The sequence below is a fragment of the Microvirga calopogonii genome (assembly GCF_003347665.1).
Lineage (GTDB): Bacteria > Pseudomonadota > Alphaproteobacteria > Rhizobiales > Beijerinckiaceae > Microvirga > Microvirga calopogonii.
Genome location: NZ_QDGA01000031.1, coordinates 1 through 17,538, shown reverse-complemented (window position 1 = coordinate 17,538; position 17,538 = coordinate 1). Strand labels below are relative to the sequence as shown.

Below are 17,538 nucleotides of genomic sequence, written 5' to 3'. Positions count from 1 at the left end.
CTCGGTTTGTGATCCTTATGTCCCTAGCGTGTCCGCTTGGAAAACCAGAAAACCGTCTTACCCTCTGGGAAGGTTCGGGGCTCTCACCTTGGCGGACATGCAGTCCACTTCCGGAAAGTGCCATTAACTGACCTTCCTGTCAGTCGTTCACAGGGTCGATGTTGTGTTGCCTCGCTCGGCCGACAACTTGTGAGCTTGGGTTCACCATGTCCGCAGGTGGTGCGGCTGAGACGCTCAGGTTTCTTGCATGTTCAACAGGAGCAAATGAAAAGAGTTGCCCTACTGCGCATAGCTCGACTTGTCAGGAGTTTCCACGACGGAGCCCTCAGGAGATTCCCCATCCGTATAGCAGCAGCTATCGAATTCGATCACGGCGTTCGCGTTGATCATGCGCACGGCGCGGCGGGCCTCCCAAGGATGAGCCATAGGGTGGCCGCAACTGGATGATGCATGGGCTAAGACGACCTTCGCCTAAGTCCGTGATGACCGCCCGAAAATGCCGCCACCTCCAACAGGGCCGATCATCGGCTCTGGTACGGCATACGCCAGCAGGTCAGTGTCCGGTCATGGCATGCGGGGCGGCCACCGGCTTCGACTCGGGCGAGCCGCGTTCGCGAAGATAGATGCCGAGCACCAGCAGCGCGGCAATCGACAGGAACTCGCTCTGCCAGTTCTGGAAGCTCTCGTACCAGAACTGCGGATCCGCGAGGGTCTCGATCATGGTCTGCGCGGGCTGATGATGCTGGAGCGCCTCCTCGTTGATCCGGCGCGTGCTGCCCGCCAGATGCAGCCAGAAGGAGGCGAGAAACAGCCCAACCAGGGCGAGGCTGAGCGAGTGCGAGTAGAGCTTCAGCAGCAGGCCGCCGCGGTGGACCGGGCCGGGCGCGTCCGGCTCGCCGCGCCGTTTGTGCGGCGGCTCGTCCTCGGGATTGTCCTCGTCCGGCTTCCTGGACTCGGGCGAGCCCTTCTGGAACAGGAACACCATCAGCAGCACGTACGTCGCCATCTGGAGGAATTCGCTTTCCCAGTTCTCGAAGGTGGCCGAGATGAAATGGCCGCTGGTCAGGTAGGCGAGGAAGCCGATCTCGGGCAGCTCATGCAGGCGGAGCTCCTCGGCATGGGCCGTCCAGCCGGTGAGCGCCTGACCGATGAAGGAGACCAGGAACAGGGCGAACAGGGTGAGCGACAACCCATTGTCCCGCAGGAACCGACGCATACACTGACCTCACGCTCGTGAACGGCTACGGTTCGTCAACGCGGAGGCGGCTTTTCAGTTTCCGGGTCCGCTTTATCGTCGACGACCGCGCCATCCGGAGCCTCACGCTGCACGATCGCGCGCTGCTTGCGCAAGGTGACCGGCACCTCGACGGTTTCGGTTTCGATGCGGCGCCGGATGTGCAGTTCCTCCTTGAGCACCAGGCGCTTCTCGACCACGAGCACCTCCTCGACCACCGGCACGATCGTGACGTCACCGTCGGTCCTGATGTCCGGTGCGGTCTCGACCTCTCTGTCGATGGGAACGCGGGTGACCTCAACGTCCTCCCACTGCACAGACGCGTGGGCCACATCCTCGACGGTATCGGTGACCGTCCGCACCCGCACATGCCCGGTCGAAACTTGCTGCTTATCGATGACGGCTCTCTCCTCGACGACAGGGAGGATCTCCTCCGCCACGGTTCGAGGATCGCTCCTCAAGGCATCATCAAGGACAGGTACCTGGTCCTGGTTATCCAGGGGCGCATTCGGGTTCTGGACGGGGTTGGCCATCGATCCTCTCAAGGCAAGCGACAATCAACGGGTGCTGGGAAGGGGAGTTCCCGGCGCGGAAGAGGGATCAGCGGCATCGTTCGAAACCAGCCGCGCCGTCTCCTTCGCGGGGACAGCCTCCTGCACGCAAGCGTGGCATTCGGAACAGTCACCGTGGTCGCACATTGAGCCCCTACGTGTTTGATACAGAGGAGAAGCACCTTGAGACGCCTCGGCTTTGCAACTCTGGCCGTCCTGTCGGCCTTGACTACGGCGGCGATGGCCCAAACTTCGGCGACCCAGCCGACGAACAACAGCGGCTCGTCGAATCCTGCCGTCACCCACAAGCCCGCCGACAGTCCGCAGACCACGGGCGCAGTCGAGCCCGGTGCCAACAGCTTCACGGAGGCGCAGGCGCGCTCCCGGCTTGAGGCGCAGGGCTTCAGCAACGTCACCGAACTGCGCAAGGACGATCAGGGCATCTGGCGCGGCAAGGCCCAGCGCGACGGCAAGTCCGTCAGCGTGGGGATCGACTACAAGGGCACTGTCCAGACCCAGTAAGCCCACTCTCCATCACCCCATTGGCGCAGCACCTAAGGTGGGTCGCGCAACCGCACCCTTTTCCAAGAAAGTGGAACAGACATGACAAACAAGACTCTCACATCGTTCTTTGACAGCTACGAGGATGCCTCGGAGGCCGTTCGCCGCCTGGAGGCCGCCGGCGTTCCCCGCAGCAACATCAGCCTGATCGCCAACAACGAGGGTGACCGCTACTCGTCGCATGCCAGCCGCACCTTCGACGGCACAAACTATCGTGATGACGATGTCAGCGACGGCGCCGGAACGGGCGCCACCGTCGGCACGCTGGCGGGCGGCGGCGCAGGCCTGCTTGCCGGTCTCGGCATGCTTGCCATCCCGGGGCTCGGTCCTGTCGTGGCGGCGGGTTGGCTGGTGTCCACTCTCGTTGGTGCCGGAGCCGGTGCAGCCATCGGCGGACTGACGGGCGCGCTCGTTGACGCCGGCGTCGACGAGAATGATGCCCATGCCTATGCCGAGGGCGTCCGCCGCGGCGGTGCCCTGGTGACCGTGCGTGCCTCCGACGCAGAGGTCGACCGGATTGTCGATATCCTCGATGACGAGGGCACGGTCGACTTCGACGAGCGCGAGAACACCTGGCGCTCCGAGGGCTGGACGGGTGCCAGCGCCACCGCGACAGGTGCGACTGGGCAAGCGGACCGAGCCTCGTCCACGGCTCGCGGCACCGATGAGGTTATCCCGGTCGCCGAGGAAGAGCTGCACGTCGGCAAGCGCGAGGTGAACCGCGGTCGCGTGCGTCTTCACTCGCGTGTGATCGAGCGGCCCGTGCAGGAGCAGGTCACTCTGCGCGAGGAGCGCGTCGACGTGGAGCGCCGCCCGGTCTCGAGCACGACGCAGGCTGGTGCCATCGCCGGCGATCCCTTCCAGGAGCGCACCATCGAGGTGGAGGAGCGGGCCGAGGAAGCTGTCGTCTCGAAGGAAGCCCGCGTTGTCGAGGAAGTGGTCGTGCGCAAGGAAGCCGACCAGCGCACCGAAACGATCTCGGACACCGTGCGCAAGACCGAGGTCGACGTCGAAGACGAGCGCGGCAATGCCTTCTCGCGGACGGGCACCACGGGCAGCCCGAGCAGCCGCACCCGCTGAGGGTAAAGGGAAGCCCGGCTGAGCCGGGCTTCCCTCCCCATTCCGGGCCTCCGGCCTGGGACATCACATTGGGCCGCGACACGGCGCAAAACAGGAGATTGCGATGGGACTGCTCGACTCGATCCTGGGTAACATGATGGGCGCTGGAGGCACCTCGATGCAGGGACGCGGCGGTGCGACCTCGCCGATCGTGAAGGCTCTCATGATGCTCCTGGCCGCCAAGGCCTTCCAGCACTACCGCTCCGGTTCGCAGGGTGGCCACATGGGCGGAGGGCTCGGGGACATCCTGGGTGGCCAGGGCGGTCTCGGCGGCATGCTCGGCGGTCAGGGCGGAGGTCTTGGCGGCGGGACATCCGGTGGTCTCGGCAGCGCCCTTCCCGGAGGTCTCGGGGGCTTGCTGGGTGGGCTGCTCGGCGGCGCCGGTGCTGGCGGGGGCAGCCTAGGCGGGTTGTTAGACCAGTTCCGCCAGAACGGCTACGGCGACCACGTCGACTCCTGGGTCGGCCCGGGCCAGAACCGACGCATTGCCCCCGACGAACTCTCGCAGGCGCTCGGGTCGGACACGCTCGACGAACTGGAGCAGCAGACCGGATTGCCGCGCCAGCAGCTCCTGTCCGAACTTTCGGAGGAACTGCCCGACGCGGTCGACCAATTCACCCCGGACGGGCGACTGCCGACGGAGGAGGAGGTCTCCGGCCGCTGGGTCTGAGAGCCCGGGCACCGCAAGGACTGGAGCATCCCGGCCCTTGCGGTGAGAGGAACGCGGACTTGGGGCCAACGTTGATCCGTAGCCCTGTGGCCGGGAGAGGACCATGATGCTCAAAAGATATTACACTTCGACGATCGTGACACTCGCTGCGGTGAACGATGCCCTCGCCCAGGCCACGCCGCCCGCGACGTCCGGTTCGCCCGCCGCGCCCGCAACAACCGATGGCGGCGGCGCCTCCTTGCTTTGGATCATCATCGGCCTGGCGATCATTGCCGGCCTCGTCTGGTACTTCATGCGTGGGCGGTCACGGACCACCACGACAGGCACGACCGGCACCTCGGCCAGCACCGGGACGACCACGGGCCGGACCAACGTATACGACAACGACAAACGCAAGTAGACGGCACACCGGCCTCACCTCACCTCGTCAGCGCCTCCGGTTGAGGAGCGCGAAATCGGAATGCTGGTTTCAGGAGGGCCATGGCCCCTGATCCGGCGCCACGGCAAGGGCGCGGTTCCGTGCGCTGGAGTTCCTATGCTGCTAGCTTGCTTGTTGAAGTATGGACGCGATCCCGGTCTGGTCCTGCTGCTCCAGCTCGGTGGTGAGCAATGCCACTTTGCAAACGAGAAACTCTCCCCTGCGGGCGATGGCGTCCAAGGGCTTGCATGCAGTCCGAGCCAACCAAATCCACGTCGGCGGAACCCGCTATCTCTAGTCTCGAGGGACAAACTGGGCAATGGTGACCTGGGCCGACCAAAGCGGGCGCAGCAGAGGCCAGGCAACGATGGCGCCAATGAAGGTGAAGGACACCACGATGAGGGCGGTGCAGCCGTACCGCGCCAACCAATCCGCAGGGGCCATCATGAACCCTCCGTGCCAATCATCACGCACGATAGGCAACGAACGAACCGACGACCGGTTTCCAGCGGATCGGGGCTTGGACCTCGACGGCATGATGCGGCCTGTGCCACCCTGTTGAGGGCCGGTCATGTCCTCGCCAGGGGGGCTCTAATCATATCAAGGGTCCCACCCATGGTGGGCTGGCTCTTCTCGCCAGCCTGACAGCCCATGTCATGGAACGAACGGCCTCCGCTTGCCAGAACTAGCGTCTTCCGCCGCCGTTCCCACCGCTGTTCCCCCCTTGGCCGGAGCCTCCCGAACCGCCGCGAGATCCGCTGTCGCCGTTGTCTCCCCCACGACCGCCTCCGTGGTTGCCGCCACCGTTGCCATCGGAGCGGCTGCCGGAAGAGTTGCCATGATCGTCGTGTCCACGAGCGTTCCCGGAGGAAGAATTGTTGCGCGACGGGCTGGATCCGGGGCTCACATCGCGGTGCGAGGCACCACGCCCGCGCGTATCCGACGGCAGGCTGCGGGAACCGCCAGGATCCTGCCCCTGGGGCGATCCGCCCGACAGGGTCGGCTTTCCTTCGAGGGATAAGCCTTCGACGCTCAGGCGCCCTCTCCGGTCGGAGATGACAGTCACAACCGCAGGAGCATATGACCCGACGGGAAGTGACCGGGCACGGCCCGCAATATCAAGCCCCAATCCCAGGCGCAGCCCGCTCCGCGTTCGCTCCACATAAGCCTCGATGGAGAAGCGGCGGATGTTGGCTCCCAGGAGATCCCGCTCCCGGGCAGTTCCGGTAACCTGGAGCGTGCCATCGGCATAGGTGCCTTCAAGAGCAACCCGGGTCCCGACGAGTGCAGGATCCGCTCCGGCGAGCCTCAAGGCCCCAATTCCGAGACTGCCGTCACGGGATCTGATCACGCGTCCTGCGATCCTTTCGGGACCCCAGTCCCGGCGCTCGATCAGACTTGCGACGATCATCCCATCCGGCCGCCGCAGGCCGAACACCGCCACACGATCTCCGCGCTGCCATTGACTCGAGGCGTGAAGCGCATTTGTCGAAACGGTCTGGCCAAGCACCTTCAGGGTTGTGCCGCTCACCGTCTCAATTGTGCCGACAACCTCACTGGCGACATCGATCTGCCGTGTGGCCAACACGCCGTTGCGGTTCTCGGCCACCACTCGCACCACCTGCCCGATCTTCAGATCGGAAGCCGTCCGAGCCTGTCCGTCGATCCGCACCGGCACGTCTGGCGCATAGTTCACGTGCAGGCCGTTGACGATGATGCTGCCGAAGCCGCGGATCCGCCCCATCATACCGGTGCCGCCGATGCCCCGGTCGCCATCCTGATCGTCCGCGACCACGCCGGTGCCACCAATGCCGCGATCCTGCCCGTTCTGGCCCCAGGCCATGCTCAGCGGCGCGGCAAGCAGCATGAGGGCCGCAAGCCAGCCAGCAGAGGTTCGTGCAAGCGAGGCAGCATGATCCTTCACGCCCTGTGTTCCTTATCATTGTTATCGGCCGATATCTTTGCGGCGGACGGCGGCACGACCTCTTCGGAATAGACATAAACGCCGAAGTTCCAGCGCCACAGTCCCGGGGGAGCCTTGTCGCTGGCGACGTGGGCTTCACGGTTCAGCGTCTGGAGAGCTTCCATGGCTACGTCGCGGGATCGCTGCTGCAGCTGCTCGGCCAGTTCTTTTGTCAGCCCGTCGTAGTGGACAGCCCGCTCAAGGAATGGGGGTGATTGAGCTTCCACATTCGCGACCGCAGCGGCGATGTGGTCATGCAGGTTACGCCCGAGATAGTAGAGTTGCTGATCATCTCCGCCGCGCGGCACATATGCCGCCTCGGCCAGCACCGCCCGTTCATCGTCATCCAGCACAACCAGCTTGCGGTCGAGCCACTCGTCCAGCACGGCACGTGGGCGCACGTCGCGGGTGACGGAGGCAACGAGGCGCTCGAAGGATGGCTGCGTCGGCTCCGCTATGCGCGGGAGAGGCAGAGGGCGCCCGTCGCCGTCTGTGAATTCTGGATCGGCGAGCCAGCGGGCGAGAATGCGGCTCGTCTGCGAGACGGTCGCCGGTACCGTGTTGACCGGAGCCCCCGCGCCTCGCAGCCGCCGAACCTCCTTGCGGTGAATGCCCGTGAGAAGGCTGACGCGACTGTCCGTCTGCTCCTTGTCCTGAAGGGCAAAATCGTACTCGGCGACGTTCACATAAAGCTCGCGGAGCAGCTCTGCGAGCATGGGAAAGGTGATTCCGCTCCGGATGAGAAGGCGCACAAGGGGGCGCAGCAGGCGCGCCAGAGGCGCATGCAACTTGGCGGGCTCAGGGGATCGTGGGGCATCGCCGGACATGAGGATTAAGTAAAGCGATCCCGCGTGGGAAGCAATCCCACATCCGGTTGATGTGGGAAAATTTCTCACGTAAACATCGCTTCAACGAGGCTTCGACAGGCCCCACCCATTTTGGAAGGAAACATCATGACACGACGTCTTACTCTCACCGTCTCGGCCTTCGCTCTCGGTCTGGCCGTCAGCCTGCAACCACTGTCGCTCAATCTAACCTCCCTCAAGCTCGAGAAATTCCAAGCCCAAGCCAAAGGCGGTGATGGCGGGGGTAACGGAGGTGGAAACGGCGGAGGCAATGGGGGCGGCAACGGCGGTGGAAATGGCGGCGGTGGTGGCAACTCCGGCGGAGGCCACGGAGGCGGCTCAGGTGGTGGAAATTCCGGTGGCGGTTCGCGCGGTGGGGGCGGTGAGACTTCCCATGGTGGCCCAAGCGATCGCAGCGGCCGCAACTCAGACCTCAGCGGTGCTGCCGCCAAGGGTCAGTCAAGGGCTGAGCAGGCGCGCAGCAGCGCACGCGATGGCAGGGGCATCGAGGCGAAAGTCTCCTCCGACACCAAGAAGGCAGCGTCCAGCGCCAAGACCATCGGTTTGGACACCGCCAAGCTCGGCCGCATGAATGCGGTAAACGCCTCGGCGACAGCCCGGCTACATGCGGCGCCGAACTCGACGGTCGGGCTGATCGCCGCCTACGAGAAGGCCTTGACGCTCAGTACGAACACCGAAGATCAGATCACCGATGCGGAGATCACCGCGGCCGCCACAGCTTTGGCCGCACTGTCGAAGCAGGGTGTGCCGGAGGAGCCTGTTGCACTGCTCAATGAGAAGCTCGGGCTCGAGATCACCCCGGACGTGCTCGATCAGGTCATCGAAGAAGCCCGGGATATCCAAGCCTCACAGCCCTGAGCAATCGAAAAGTCCTGCTGCCCCTGGCGGCAGGACGCCTGACACTCGGGCCCATCGATCCGCTCCGGCCCCACGGCATACTCAGATGAGTTCTCAAATGCAGCGATACAGTTACCCGGTCCAGACCGTCGAGAGGGTTCCGATGCACGATCCGCAGCCGCCTCGCGTTCTCGTTGTCGAAGACGAGACCATGGTGTCAATGCTGATCGAAGACATGGTGTGCGACCTCGGAGGACAAGTCGTCGGCCCAGCGGCCAACTTCGAACAGGCCATGGGATTGGCGCTCGACGAGGATTTCGATCTCGCCGTTCTCGACGTCAATCTCGATGGCCTGGTGGTTTATCCTATTGCAGACGTTTTGCGCTATCGAGGCATACCGTTCATCTTCACAACAGGCTATGATTCCAGCGCCATTCTCCAGCGCTATCGAGGCCAACCGGTGCTCTCCAAACCGTTCTCGCACAGCGCCTTCTGCGAGGTAGTGGAAGAGGTTCTGTCGGGAGCTGTGACTTTCCGATAAATGCGTCCCGGAGCCAGATAAGTTGCTGTCCGATCGTGTTCCGAGATCTCTCTCCGCTCAGGATCTGTTCGTTGGCCAGATACTAATTTGGACGGCAGCTGTCTCCCGATCACGGGTATGCACGAATGCTGGAGAACATCCAGAAAAGCGCCGGTGCGACTCCACTACAAGATTGTGTCGTACGCGCGCTACAGGACCCGACTAATCGAAGTCCGCACCGGATCATCCTCTGCCAATCCGATGACCTCTAAGAACGTCCGGTTACGTAAGGATTGCTGCCCTCGGGCTTAGGTCTCAGGTGTGCCATTAACGGCCATTTGAATTTTTTGTCACTTGCTGGGCCGTGAGAACTATTTCTGGGTCCCCGTCAAATCCACCCTCTGCGACGGGCCAGGACGGCGGCGATGCCGATGAATGAACCCAAGGCACCAATGACAACCCAAAAGCCTATGACGCCCGTCTGGGTGTAGGGCGTCTCGAAGTTCATGCCGAACACACCCGCCACCGCCCCAATCACACCCAGCATCACCGTGACGAAAGTCAGCCGCCGGACAAGGTCATTGGTCGCCTCCGCCGTGCGGGTCGTAAACAACTCGAAAGAGCCGCTCACCAGCTCTCGCCCATGGTCGACCGTGTCGACGGCACGCTCGAACCGCCGTTCCAGCGACTGGTAATGCGCAGCCGCGTCGGCCTCGAAGATCTGAGCGAAGTCGGGACGCGAGAGCCCATAGAAGACGGGGCGTTGTTGGTTCAGGAAGTGACGAAGCTGGGAGACCTTGCGCCGCATCCCGACCACGCCTGCCAGCAGGCTGCGCCGGGCCGAATGCGCCAGCATCGCCTCGTCGAGCCGGTCCAGAAACTCTTCAAGTTCGCTGACGGCCTCGAAATAGGCGCTCAGATGCCAGTCCAGCAGCGAGGCCGCCAGCGCCGGCGGGCTCAGGGCTCCGATCACGGTCTCGCCCTTGCCCTGGTCACGGAAGGCCTGAAGGAAGGGCAACGCGCCGTCATGAACGGTGATGATCCAACGCGGACCGACGAGGAAATCCAAGTGGACGGGAAGCCATTTGGTCAAGGCACGATCCCCGTTGCCATTCTCTCCGCGCGAAAGGCTGATGACGTCGAACTGGAAGTACGCGCCGTAATTGTCGAGATATGGCGCCTCCTGCGGATTGAGGAGTTCCCGGCTCGAACCTCGGTCCAGATCGAAGACGCGGGCAAGATGCTCCACCGCGTCGCGATCGCGGCCATCGACATCCACCCACAGGAGCGTCCGCTCGTCGAGGCCGACAAGGCATTGCTGGTCGAGCTCGACCTCCTTGTCGTGTCCGTCGGCGTTGTAGAGAAACGCCTGGATCGCGGCCCGATCCTGGGAAGGACGAGCCTCGGCAGGAGAATTCGCAATCAAGCTCGGCGGCTCCAGCACATCATCGTCCCGGCTCTCAATCCCACAGACGCCTTGCGCCCCTTCAGCAGGGCACAGCAATATGCATTTCTTGGCATCATGCCGAGGCCTTGATCACTGCCCGATGCTGGCCAGAATAAGACTTGTTCCGATCAGAGAGCCGAAGGACGCGACGAAAAGAATCGAGGCACGCTTGAATGACGGTTTTGCCTCCATGCCCGATGGGCGTGAATCAACACCTTGAGACTCCTCTACGCTTTGAACACGAATCATGAGCCGTTCCTGTCTGAGATGCACGCGAACATGTGGGCTGAACGGAAGCCGCGGGCGGATTATTCCGTCGCGAGGCGATAAAATATTTCGGGAACCGCAGGTGACCGCTCGTACGGGGGTATTCTTGCCGTACGGGGGTATTCTTGGCCGAGCCAGATAAATCCCTCGATTGCAAACGTTACCGAGACCTTTGGACCCAATGTGTTACATCAACCTGCATGGAGAACTCGGCTCAGCTTCATGGAGGGAAACGCTTTCAATGAATGGCCGAGTAGGTGGCTATGGCGACGGGCACCGTCACGAAGATGGCGGTCGTCACCATCCATTCGAGGCGGTCGATGTCCTTCTCGGCATCTCTGATCTTTATATGAACATCCAGATCATGCGCATTCATCAGCCTGCTCAAAAACATGATTCACCTATGGGATATCAACGTTTGGCAAGCGCGCAGGATCCAGCAGGCGGATCCTCGAAGAGCTGCTGGGTGGGCCGGCATTGCGGCTAGTGAATGGTGGGATCCAAAGGGATCGATGCAAGGATGCGTCCGGTGGGATCCACGATATCGAGTGTCCAGCCTTGCCATGAGCCGCCGGGCTGAAGTGCCTCATCCTTGAGGTCGTCAATGGCGTGCAAGGCCATTTCTACTGCGGTGGCCAGATCTGCGACCTCAACGCCGTTCTCATCGAGAATGGTCTCGTGACCATTCACCAGGTGAAAATAGCAGCGCATCGATGGTCCCCGGATCCAACGCGATGCCAGGCTGCTCAACCGAGACCTCAGAGGCATCGATACTGCTAAGGTCTCATTCTGGTATCTAGCCGCAAATCGTAGTACTGCCAATAGAACCACTTGCTGATCCTTCCGCAGGGAATAAAAACCGCTCGGATCCGTTAGGCTTTCTTATCGGGTGGTCATGTATTGGTCTCGCCGAGCGGCATGGATTGGGGCTAGCCGACTACAATGAGAGTGAGCATGCGAAGGAGATCGGAATCGGCAGAGCCGTGGAGCGTTCCCATGGCTGCGGTCGTAGGATTCATGGCCGGCATTGTCCTCGCCACGATCCATCATTTTACCCATGACCACTCTGGATACACCCCGGACAGCCTGGTCGCGCATTTCCTCCCCCATTTGGTCGCCACCGTTTCGATCTGCGCATTCCTGTTTGCTCTCGCCACCACGATCCTCAACCGCCTCATGCAGAAGCGATGATGATGAGCCGGTGTATGTCGGCATGAGGCTCTTGGACGGGGCGGAAGCACTTGAATCGCCGCAGAATGCAGCCACCACGGTTTCGACCGTCGCGACCACCACCCGACCGTGGGAGACCAGATCCGATCATCCGGCTGGACCCGCCGAGGGGGATCGACCTCATAAATGCGCTAGCCCTCACCTGGGCAGATCGCTTGCGACTTGCGGGAAGCCGTGTTGGCTCTTCTCGCGTCAGCCGGCTTTGGGGAACGGCACAACCGTTCCATCGACCAGATCGACCGTTGTCTCAGCCGAATGCCCTGCTCTGGCTGTCTGAGCACGCTCTGCCGCAGATCGCACATAGGATACCAGGGTTTCGCTCGGGCAGGGTTTGGCCAGGAACGCCGCTCCGGGCGGGAGGTCCCCTTCCCTCGGCCATTCCCGTCCCGAGGTGATCAGGACTTCCGTGCTGGGCCAATGCTCGTGGACCTGGCGTGCGAGCGCGTAGCCGTTGCGGCCCGGAGGCATTTCGACGTCCGAGAGCAGCACATCCACCTCAACCCCGGCGCTCAGGAGTGTGAGGGCCTCGTCGGCATTGGCTGCTTCGACAACACGAAAGCCGGCTTCGATCAGCAGGTCAGCCGTCACAAGCCGCACCAGCGGCTCGTCCTCGACCAGCAATACGGTTCCTAGAAACAACTGCGACACGGAACGAACAGGATAGAACAACGGTGAGATGTAACGCACCGGCCATGATCCGGTTCCTTCCCAGAGCATCGCGCTTCACAGCAGGAGTTGGTGTATGGCGGCTAGGCTGGGCTTGGTTCAATCTGCCTCATTCTAGGCTTAAAGTCATAGTTAATGTGCTCCTAACAAAAACAAACGGTTCGAGTGCCGCAGATGTCGGCTTCGACCAATTTTATTTGGGGGCATTCCTATGATGTCGATCTCTCGTTTCCTGGCTGGCAGCCTTGTACTTACTCTGGCGACGGCGCTTTATTCTGTGCCGGTTTCGGCCAAGCCTGCGGCTCGTCTCATTCTTACGCCCGAGCGGATGTCCGAGCTGCGGCAGATCAACAGCCATGTGAACGGCACCATCGTCGAAGTGTCCGACATGGAGCAGTACGGGCGCGAGGACGTCTGGACACTGCCGACGAGCGGCAAGGGCGACTGCGAGGATTTCGCACTGCTGAAGCGCAAGCTGCTCTTGCAGCGCGGCTGGCCTGCCTCGGCGCTTGCCATCTCGGTCGGCACGACGTCATCCGGTGAGCCGCATGCGGTACTAGTCGTGACGACGGCCAGTGGCGAGTACGTCCTGGACAGCCTGACCTCGTCCATCCTGCCCCCTTCGCAGACAGGCCATACGTTCCTTTCGCGTCAGTCGGGACGTGGGTGGGTGTCGGCTTCAGGTGCAAGAACCAGCGAGCCGACGGTGGATCTTCCTGTCGCCCGCAGCCTGCCTGTGGCGCAGGCCGGGTTCCGCCGGCCGCGCGGCTGACCCGCTCCCTTGCCAGGCAGGCCGTGGAACTGAGCTGGCTATAGGATCGTTGTGCCGACTGGCCCGAACCCACGTTCCGTCAGGTATGGCATGCCCCTGTTAGTTGAAGACTATCAGGGACCTTTATTTAACTTGCAGTCTAAGGACAGGATAAAGCCGAGGCCTAGGCAGGTATAAAGATTGAATACCCGTTAATCGGCGCAGACATATCCACATATCATCTGAAAATATTTCTAGGAATGTGCCGGAACCATGTTCTTCGTTGGGCGTCATCTAGCAACCTGAGCCGCTTTTCTGCGATCAGCCTCCATTTGTACTCTCTTGTAAGGTGAACCATGAAGCGTTCGCACGCTCTCGCTTTGTCTGCGATGACCCTGTTTCTTGCCACCTCGGCCTCGGTTCAGGCCCAGATGCCCAGGTCAGGCCCACAGTGCCAGCCTGCCGTCGCCAATGCATCCATGTACGGCAACTGCCGCCTCCGCATCGTCCAGGGCCAGGAAGTCTGCCGCTGCGCGATCCTTCCGCAGGCACGGCGTGCGGTAAACCAGGACGTCAGAGCCGAGACGACCGGTTCCATCGGCGCTCCCGGGGCATCGTTCCTGGATCGGCTCTTCGGCTCTGGTACGAGTTCCGCCGCGGTTGGAACGTCAGCGCGCTCCGCGGCTGGTGCGTCTGCAATCGCCACTCCTACGGCAGCCAGGAGCGCGACCTCCTCCGGCAGCGCCATGGCAGGCGCAGTCGGGAACCCGGGTTCCGGTAGCGCGGCCGGGCGGTCTTCCGGTGGAGGTATTGCCGGAGCCGCTTCAGGAGATGCATCGGTTGGCGCCTCCATCGGCGGAAACTCTGCCAGTGGCAATGGCCCGGCCAGCAGCAACAGCGGCGGCATTGGAGGCTCGATCGGTGGTGGCAGCCGCGGGTCGGCCGGTTCCGGCGGCAATGCGAATGGTGCCGGGCCGGGCAATGGCAACGGTCAGGGGCCAGGTAACAACAACGGCCTCGGCAACGGATCGGAGCCTGCCGACAACACCAGCACCGACGTGAAGGGCACCGATCCCTCCAATCCAGGCGGTGGCAACGGCAACGCGGGTGCTGGCGGCGGCCGAGGCGGCAACGGCAATGGCGGCGGGAATGGCGGAAGGCGGTGATCCTCGGCTCCTGCCACCTGCTTGATGCTCCGGCCTGAACGTTCTTCTGGGCCGCATGTCGATATGGAATTCTGCCGGAGCCCTTGGCTGTTCAAGCAGCCAAGGGCTGATCGTACAATTCCACCGGAAATCGGGAGCTTCGCTCGCACCTTGGTACAGGTTCTACAAGCCGCCTGAACAGGTCTCCCCAGTTTGTGTGAAATGTCCGCACTGGGTCAGGCAGTGACGATCGCCTACCCTCCAGGAACGTCCGCTGTTCCCTCCTTACGCGGACATTCGATCTGCTTCCGAGAAGTGCCAGTTGCGGACCTTGACTAACATTGGTGATAATCGAGTGCCTGTCGTGTTAGACTCAACCATGGATCAAAAGGAGCATGGTCGATGTCCTTTGAAACCACACGGCTCGGTGCGTTGCCTGACGCTACTGCCCCGGACGGTTCCGAGGTGCGGATCCTGTGCAGCGCGAGCCGAGGCAGCTTAGCACATTTCAGCCTGCCATCGCAGGCCGTTTCCCGCGCAATGGCGCATCACACCGTCGAGGAGGTCTGGTACTTTCTCTTGGGCCATGGACAGATGTGGCGCCGCTCGCATGACCGTGAAGAGGTTGTGGACGTGGAGCCCGGCGTTGCCGTCACGATCCCGGTCGGAACTCATTTCCAGTTTCGCTCGGTCTCGCCCGAGCCCTTGGCGGCGGTTGGCACGACCATGCCACCTTGGCCGGGCGAAGGCGAAGCGTTCGCCGTCGTGGGGATCTGGGAGCCGACCGTGTGACGGCACTGACAAGCCACGCCGTTCGCGACGGTATTGGGCTTTGAGCAAATGAGCCGTGCTTGTTTGCGTGACGGTCCAAACTCATGATGCCTGATCGCTTCGAAATTCTCTGGCGAACACTCTGAATGGTATTGGTGACTTAACGCCTGATCGGCGCCGTTACCGCAAGTGCAGCCCGCAAGCCCATGCAGGTCAGCCGACGAGGGGAACACCGGTCGCATCGCGCCAGGAATTAACGGCGCGATCGCCTAGAAGGCCGGCGGCAAGTCGCTCCGGGATTTGGTGCATGAGCTCGTAATCGAGCCGTTGGGGCTGCATTCGACCTTCTACGAGAGCGGCACCTATCCCGAACCCGTGATCCGGCGGCTGGCGCATGGCTATTTCGGGAACCCAGCCTGCACCGACTACCAGCCCAAGGACTGTGGGCGGTCCTGGAACCTGCCGCTGATGGGCCGTGACGTGCGGGAGATGAGTTCATCGTGGGCTCAGGCCGCCGGCGGTGCGATCGCCAATGCGCGGGATGTCGACCGCTGAATGCGGGCGGTGTTCGCCGGTAAGGTCGTGCCGCCGAAGCAGCAGATCGAGTGGCTCGCGATGGTCTCGACCCGCACCGGTGCGCCCCTTCCCGAGGTGTCATCGCAGGATCCGCGCGGCTTCTCCCTCGGCTTGGCGCGAGGAATTCTCAAATCGGCGGGACCGCAGTGGTTCTATCAGGCCGAAACGCTCGGCTACCGCACCCTGTACGTCTGGTTTGCGGATGAAGATGCGATGATCACGCTGCAGACTAACTCGCAGCCCGCGGACGGACCGGATCGCCTGTACGAGGCGGCGGTCGCGATTCGTGAAGCCGTCAGGCCACCTCGCCTGTCACTAACCGTTCTTATGCACGAGGTGGCTGGAGAAGGGCTGGCGGATGTAGCTTAAGCACTTGAAGCAGCGTAGGATTTGGTTGCTGACACCCGTCCTGCAACCCCTTCAAAGCTGCCACACCCGCCATGATGGACGATACAACCGCAACCTTCCCGTTTCCAGCCGTGGGCCGCAAGAAGATCACCGCTGCTTTCGACGGCGGACGCTTGTCGTCCGACGGCGGCGTCATGCTCCTGGCCCAGGCCGAGCGCCGGCTCGGCATCGCCGAGCGGCTGGCGCGCATCATCCCGGATCGGCGCGATCCCAGCCGCGTGACGCACGCGATCCCGGATATGATCCGCGCCCGCATCTTCGCCATCGCGTGCGGCTATGAGGATTGCAACGACTTCGGCCCGCTGCGGGCTGATCCGGCATTCAAGCTCGCCTGCGAGCGCCTGCCGGAAACCGGGACGGATCTGGCCTCGCAGCCGACCCTCTCGCGTCTGGAGAATGCGCCTACGATCCGTGATGCGATCCGCCTGAGCTACGCCCTGGTCGACCAGTGGATGGACAGCTATGCCACCCCGCCGGACGGCGTGGTGCTGGATATCGACGACACCTGCGACGTGGTGCATGGGCACCAGCAGCTCTCACTGTTCAACGCGCACTATGACGAGCGCTGCTTTCTGCCGATCCATGTCTACGACAGCACCGGCCGACCGGTCGCCGTCGTGCTGCGGTCGGGCAAGACACCCTCGGGTCGTGAGGTGCGGGCGCATCTGCGACGCCTCGTGCGGCGCATCCGCACGCGCTGGCCTCTCACCCGCCTCACGATCCGGGGCGACAGCCACTATGCCCGGCCTGAGGTCATGGCCTTCTGCGAGCAGAGCGGCCTCAGTTATCTGTTCGGGCTGGCCGGCAGCCGGCCGCTCACCAGCAAGGTGCAGGACACCGCGGATGCGGTGCGCACCCGACGGGCGATCGAGGATCGTGAGGTGGTGCGGGATTTCGCTGAGACCAGGCACCGGGCCAAAAGCTGGTCGTGCGAGCGTCGCGCGATCGCCCGCATCGAGGCGACCCGCCTCGGGCTCGACATCCGCTTTGTGGTCACCAACCTGACCGGCACCAGCCCGCGGGTCATCTACGAGAGCCTGTACTGTGCCCGGGGTCAGGCCGAGAACTGGATCAAGTTCCACAAGGCGCAACTCGCCTCCGACCGGACCTCGTGCCGGCGAGCAGTGGCCAATCAGGTTCGGCTGGTGCTGCACACGGCCGCCTACTGGCTGATGCTGGCGGTGCGCGAGGCTATTCCGGCTGCACGCGATCTCGCCCGGGCCGAGTTCGCCACGCTGCGGCTTCGCCTGCTCAAGATCGCCGTGCGGGTGCAGGAAACCACCAGCCGCATCCGCTTGGCCTACGCGTCCTGCTGTCCCGAAGCCGACCTGTTCCGCGCCATAGCGGCGGCTCTCCTGCCCAGCCCGAGAGCAGCCTCGCCATGAGCGCCGGGGCTGCCATCGCCCCGGTCACCCCATGTCTTCTCCGCCAACGCGTTCCTACGTTCCAAACCTCGCCGCGATGAAAAAGACGCAACAGATTGGCTCGCCCAAGCCGCAAGTCAGGTCATCGCAACAAGCTCAGGTGAATACGATCGG

General features: G+C 63.0%; 24 protein-coding genes. 13 read left to right on the top strand and 11 right to left on the bottom strand.

Going from position 1 to position 17,538, the window contains the following annotated elements; all coding sequences use genetic code 11:
* Positions 1-279: 279 nt before the first annotated feature.
* From DDF70_RS36745 to DDF70_RS20305, 3 genes are all read right to left on the bottom strand, one after another.
* Positions 280-426: a hypothetical protein gene (locus DDF70_RS36745; protein ID WP_162820535.1), complete on the bottom strand. Its 147-nt coding sequence runs from the start codon at positions 424-426 to the stop codon at positions 280-282.
* Between the two features lie 127 nt (positions 427-553).
* Positions 554-1,216, bottom strand: a complete 663-nt coding sequence (locus DDF70_RS20310) for a DUF6766 family protein (RefSeq protein WP_114946662.1) — start codon at positions 1,214-1,216, stop codon at positions 554-556.
* Between the two features lie 35 nt (positions 1,217-1,251).
* The gene (locus DDF70_RS20305) at positions 1,252-1,767 is read right to left on the bottom strand and encodes a YsnF/AvaK domain-containing protein (RefSeq protein WP_114946661.1); all 516 of its coding nucleotides are present in this window, start codon (positions 1,765-1,767) and stop codon (positions 1,252-1,254) included.
* 201 nt (positions 1,768-1,968) lie between these two features.
* Between DDF70_RS20305 and DDF70_RS20300 the strand changes: the two genes are divergently transcribed.
* The 4 genes from DDF70_RS20300 to DDF70_RS20285 all read left to right on the top strand — a co-directional run bounded on the left by DDF70_RS20300 (position 1,969) and on the right by DDF70_RS20285 (position 4,535).
* Positions 1,969-2,307, top strand: a complete 339-nt coding sequence (locus DDF70_RS20300) for a PepSY domain-containing protein (RefSeq protein ID WP_114946660.1) — start codon at positions 1,969-1,971, stop codon at positions 2,305-2,307.
* An 81-nt stretch (positions 2,308-2,388) separates the two neighbouring features.
* A complete protein-coding gene (locus DDF70_RS20295) occupies positions 2,389-3,426 on the top strand; it encodes a YsnF/AvaK domain-containing protein (protein WP_245435576.1) in 1,038 nt (345 codons plus the stop codon).
* A 103-nt stretch (positions 3,427-3,529) separates the two neighbouring features.
* A complete protein-coding gene (locus tag DDF70_RS20290; RefSeq protein WP_114946659.1) occupies positions 3,530-4,135 on the top strand; it encodes a YidB family protein in 606 nt (201 codons plus the stop codon).
* 103 nt (positions 4,136-4,238) lie between these two features.
* Complete coding sequence (locus tag DDF70_RS20285; RefSeq protein ID WP_114946658.1) at positions 4,239-4,535, top strand: hypothetical protein; 297 nt, start codon at positions 4,239-4,241, stop codon at positions 4,533-4,535.
* A gap of 312 nt (positions 4,536-4,847) precedes the next feature.
* Here the strand turns inward: DDF70_RS20285 and DDF70_RS36740 are convergent, their stop codons facing one another.
* From DDF70_RS36740 to DDF70_RS20275, 3 genes are all read right to left on the bottom strand, one after another.
* Positions 4,848-5,000, bottom strand: coding sequence for a hypothetical protein (locus DDF70_RS36740; protein WP_162820529.1), 153 nt, complete (start codon positions 4,998-5,000; stop codon positions 4,848-4,850).
* 238 nt (positions 5,001-5,238) lie between these two features.
* Positions 5,239-6,477 (bottom strand): DUF5666 domain-containing protein, encoded by a 1,239-nt coding sequence (locus DDF70_RS20280; RefSeq protein ID WP_114946657.1) that lies wholly within the window; start codon positions 6,475-6,477, stop codon positions 5,239-5,241.
* Entirely contained in the window at positions 6,474-7,343 is an 870-nt protein-coding gene (locus tag DDF70_RS20275) for a DUF6502 family protein (RefSeq protein WP_114946656.1), read from the bottom strand. The genes DDF70_RS20280 and DDF70_RS20275 overlap by 4 nt, the downstream gene beginning before the upstream one ends.
* 126 nt (positions 7,344-7,469) lie before the next feature.
* Between DDF70_RS20275 and DDF70_RS36735 the strand changes: the two genes are divergently transcribed.
* Positions 7,470-8,240, top strand: coding sequence for a hypothetical protein (locus DDF70_RS36735; protein ID WP_162820534.1), 771 nt, complete (start codon positions 7,470-7,472; stop codon positions 8,238-8,240).
* Positions 8,241-8,337: 97 nt separating this feature from the next.
* Positions 8,338-8,760: a response regulator gene (locus tag DDF70_RS20260; RefSeq protein WP_342633937.1), complete on the top strand. Its 423-nt coding sequence runs from the start codon at positions 8,338-8,340 to the stop codon at positions 8,758-8,760.
* 367 nt (positions 8,761-9,127) lie between these two features.
* Here the strand turns inward: DDF70_RS20260 and DDF70_RS20255 are convergent, their stop codons facing one another.
* The 4 genes from DDF70_RS20255 to DDF70_RS20250 form a co-directional block, all read right to left on the bottom strand.
* Positions 9,128-10,165, bottom strand: coding sequence for a magnesium transporter CorA family protein (locus DDF70_RS20255; RefSeq protein ID WP_162820533.1), 1,038 nt, complete (start codon positions 10,163-10,165; stop codon positions 9,128-9,130).
* A gap of 111 nt (positions 10,166-10,276) precedes the next feature.
* Positions 10,277-10,435 carry a hypothetical protein gene (locus DDF70_RS36730; protein WP_162820532.1) on the bottom strand — a complete coding sequence of 53 codons (159 nt, stop codon included), beginning with the start codon at positions 10,433-10,435 and terminating at the stop codon, positions 10,277-10,279.
* A gap of 256 nt (positions 10,436-10,691) precedes the next feature.
* Complete coding sequence (locus DDF70_RS36725; protein ID WP_162820531.1) at positions 10,692-10,829, bottom strand: hypothetical protein; 138 nt, start codon at positions 10,827-10,829, stop codon at positions 10,692-10,694.
* A gap of 107 nt (positions 10,830-10,936) precedes the next feature.
* Entirely contained in the window at positions 10,937-11,203 is a 267-nt protein-coding gene (locus DDF70_RS20250; protein ID WP_245435575.1) for a DUF6894 family protein, read from the bottom strand.
* Positions 11,204-11,449: 246 nt separating this feature from the next.
* Here DDF70_RS20250 and DDF70_RS20245 point away from each other — a divergent pair, with 246 nt between their 5' ends.
* Positions 11,450-11,644, top strand: a complete 195-nt coding sequence (locus DDF70_RS20245) for a hypothetical protein (protein ID WP_114946651.1) — start codon at positions 11,450-11,452, stop codon at positions 11,642-11,644.
* 231 nt (positions 11,645-11,875) lie between these two features.
* Here DDF70_RS20245 and DDF70_RS20240 read toward each other — a convergent pair whose 3' ends face one another.
* Entirely contained in the window at positions 11,876-12,370 is a 495-nt protein-coding gene (locus tag DDF70_RS20240; RefSeq protein ID WP_245435574.1) for a response regulator, read from the bottom strand.
* Positions 12,371-12,560: 190 nt separating this feature from the next.
* On the opposite strand from DDF70_RS20240, the gene DDF70_RS20235 reads away from it, so the two are divergent.
* The 6 genes from DDF70_RS20235 to DDF70_RS20210 all read left to right on the top strand — a co-directional run bounded on the left by DDF70_RS20235 (position 12,561) and on the right by DDF70_RS20210 (position 17,385).
* Positions 12,561-13,121, top strand: a complete 561-nt coding sequence (locus tag DDF70_RS20235) for a transglutaminase-like cysteine peptidase (protein ID WP_114946649.1) — start codon at positions 12,561-12,563, stop codon at positions 13,119-13,121.
* 335 nt (positions 13,122-13,456) lie between these two features.
* The gene (locus DDF70_RS20230; protein WP_114946648.1) at positions 13,457-14,266 is read left to right on the top strand and encodes a hypothetical protein; all 810 of its coding nucleotides are present in this window, start codon (positions 13,457-13,459) and stop codon (positions 14,264-14,266) included.
* Between the two features lie 381 nt (positions 14,267-14,647).
* On the top strand, positions 14,648-15,037 hold the full coding sequence (locus DDF70_RS20225; RefSeq protein ID WP_114946647.1) for a cupin domain-containing protein: 390 nt from the start codon (positions 14,648-14,650) through the stop codon (positions 15,035-15,037).
* Between the two features lie 282 nt (positions 15,038-15,319).
* The gene (locus DDF70_RS20220) at positions 15,320-15,571 is read left to right on the top strand and encodes a hypothetical protein (RefSeq protein ID WP_162820530.1); all 252 of its coding nucleotides are present in this window, start codon (positions 15,320-15,322) and stop codon (positions 15,569-15,571) included.
* Positions 15,572-15,961, top strand: a complete 390-nt coding sequence (locus tag DDF70_RS20215; protein WP_114946645.1) for a hypothetical protein — start codon at positions 15,572-15,574, stop codon at positions 15,959-15,961.
* 71 nt (positions 15,962-16,032) lie between these two features.
* A complete protein-coding gene (locus DDF70_RS20210) occupies positions 16,033-17,385 on the top strand; it encodes an IS1380 family transposase (RefSeq protein WP_114946644.1) in 1,353 nt (450 codons plus the stop codon).
* Positions 17,386-17,538 lie beyond the last annotated feature (153 nt).

What these genes read in the sequence shown, in the direction of transcription:
- DDF70_RS36745 (WP_162820535.1), bottom strand. Translation starts at nt 426, where the DNA reads ATGGCTCATCCTTGGGAGGCCCGCCGCGCCGTGCGCATGATCAACGCG.
- DDF70_RS20310 (WP_114946662.1), bottom strand. Translation starts at nt 1,216, where the DNA reads ATGCGTCGGTTCCTGCGGGACAATGGGTTGTCGCTCACCCTGTTCGCC.
- DDF70_RS20305 (WP_114946661.1), bottom strand. Translation starts at nt 1,767, where the DNA reads ATGGCCAACCCCGTCCAGAACCCGAATGCGCCCCTGGATAACCAGGAC.
- DDF70_RS20295 (WP_245435576.1), top strand. Translation starts at nt 2,389, where the DNA reads ATGACAAACAAGACTCTCACATCGTTCTTTGACAGCTACGAGGATGCC.
- DDF70_RS20290 (WP_114946659.1), top strand. Translation starts at nt 3,530, where the DNA reads ATGGGACTGCTCGACTCGATCCTGGGTAACATGATGGGCGCTGGAGGC.
- DDF70_RS20285 (WP_114946658.1), top strand. Translation starts at nt 4,239, where the DNA reads ATGATGCTCAAAAGATATTACACTTCGACGATCGTGACACTCGCTGCG.
- DDF70_RS36740 (WP_162820529.1), bottom strand. Translation starts at nt 5,000, where the DNA reads ATGATGGCCCCTGCGGATTGGTTGGCGCGGTACGGCTGCACCGCCCTC.
- DDF70_RS20275 (WP_114946656.1), bottom strand. Translation starts at nt 7,343, where the DNA reads ATGTCCGGCGATGCCCCACGATCCCCTGAGCCCGCCAAGTTGCATGCG.
- DDF70_RS36735 (WP_162820534.1), top strand. Translation starts at nt 7,470, where the DNA reads ATGACACGACGTCTTACTCTCACCGTCTCGGCCTTCGCTCTCGGTCTG.
- DDF70_RS20260 (WP_342633937.1), top strand. Translation starts at nt 8,338, where the DNA reads ATGCAGCGATACAGTTACCCGGTCCAGACCGTCGAGAGGGTTCCGATG.
- DDF70_RS36730 (WP_162820532.1), bottom strand. Translation starts at nt 10,435, where the DNA reads ATGATTCGTGTTCAAAGCGTAGAGGAGTCTCAAGGTGTTGATTCACGC.
- DDF70_RS36725 (WP_162820531.1), bottom strand. Translation starts at nt 10,829, where the DNA reads ATGAATGCGCATGATCTGGATGTTCATATAAAGATCAGAGATGCCGAG.
- DDF70_RS20245 (WP_114946651.1), top strand. Translation starts at nt 11,450, where the DNA reads ATGGCTGCGGTCGTAGGATTCATGGCCGGCATTGTCCTCGCCACGATC.
- DDF70_RS20235 (WP_114946649.1), top strand. Translation starts at nt 12,561, where the DNA reads ATGATGTCGATCTCTCGTTTCCTGGCTGGCAGCCTTGTACTTACTCTG.
- DDF70_RS20230 (WP_114946648.1), top strand. Translation starts at nt 13,457, where the DNA reads ATGAAGCGTTCGCACGCTCTCGCTTTGTCTGCGATGACCCTGTTTCTT.
- DDF70_RS20225 (WP_114946647.1), top strand. Translation starts at nt 14,648, where the DNA reads ATGTCCTTTGAAACCACACGGCTCGGTGCGTTGCCTGACGCTACTGCC.
- DDF70_RS20215 (WP_114946645.1), top strand. Translation starts at nt 15,572, where the DNA reads ATGCGGGCGGTGTTCGCCGGTAAGGTCGTGCCGCCGAAGCAGCAGATC.
- DDF70_RS20210 (WP_114946644.1), top strand. Translation starts at nt 16,033, where the DNA reads ATGATGGACGATACAACCGCAACCTTCCCGTTTCCAGCCGTGGGCCGC.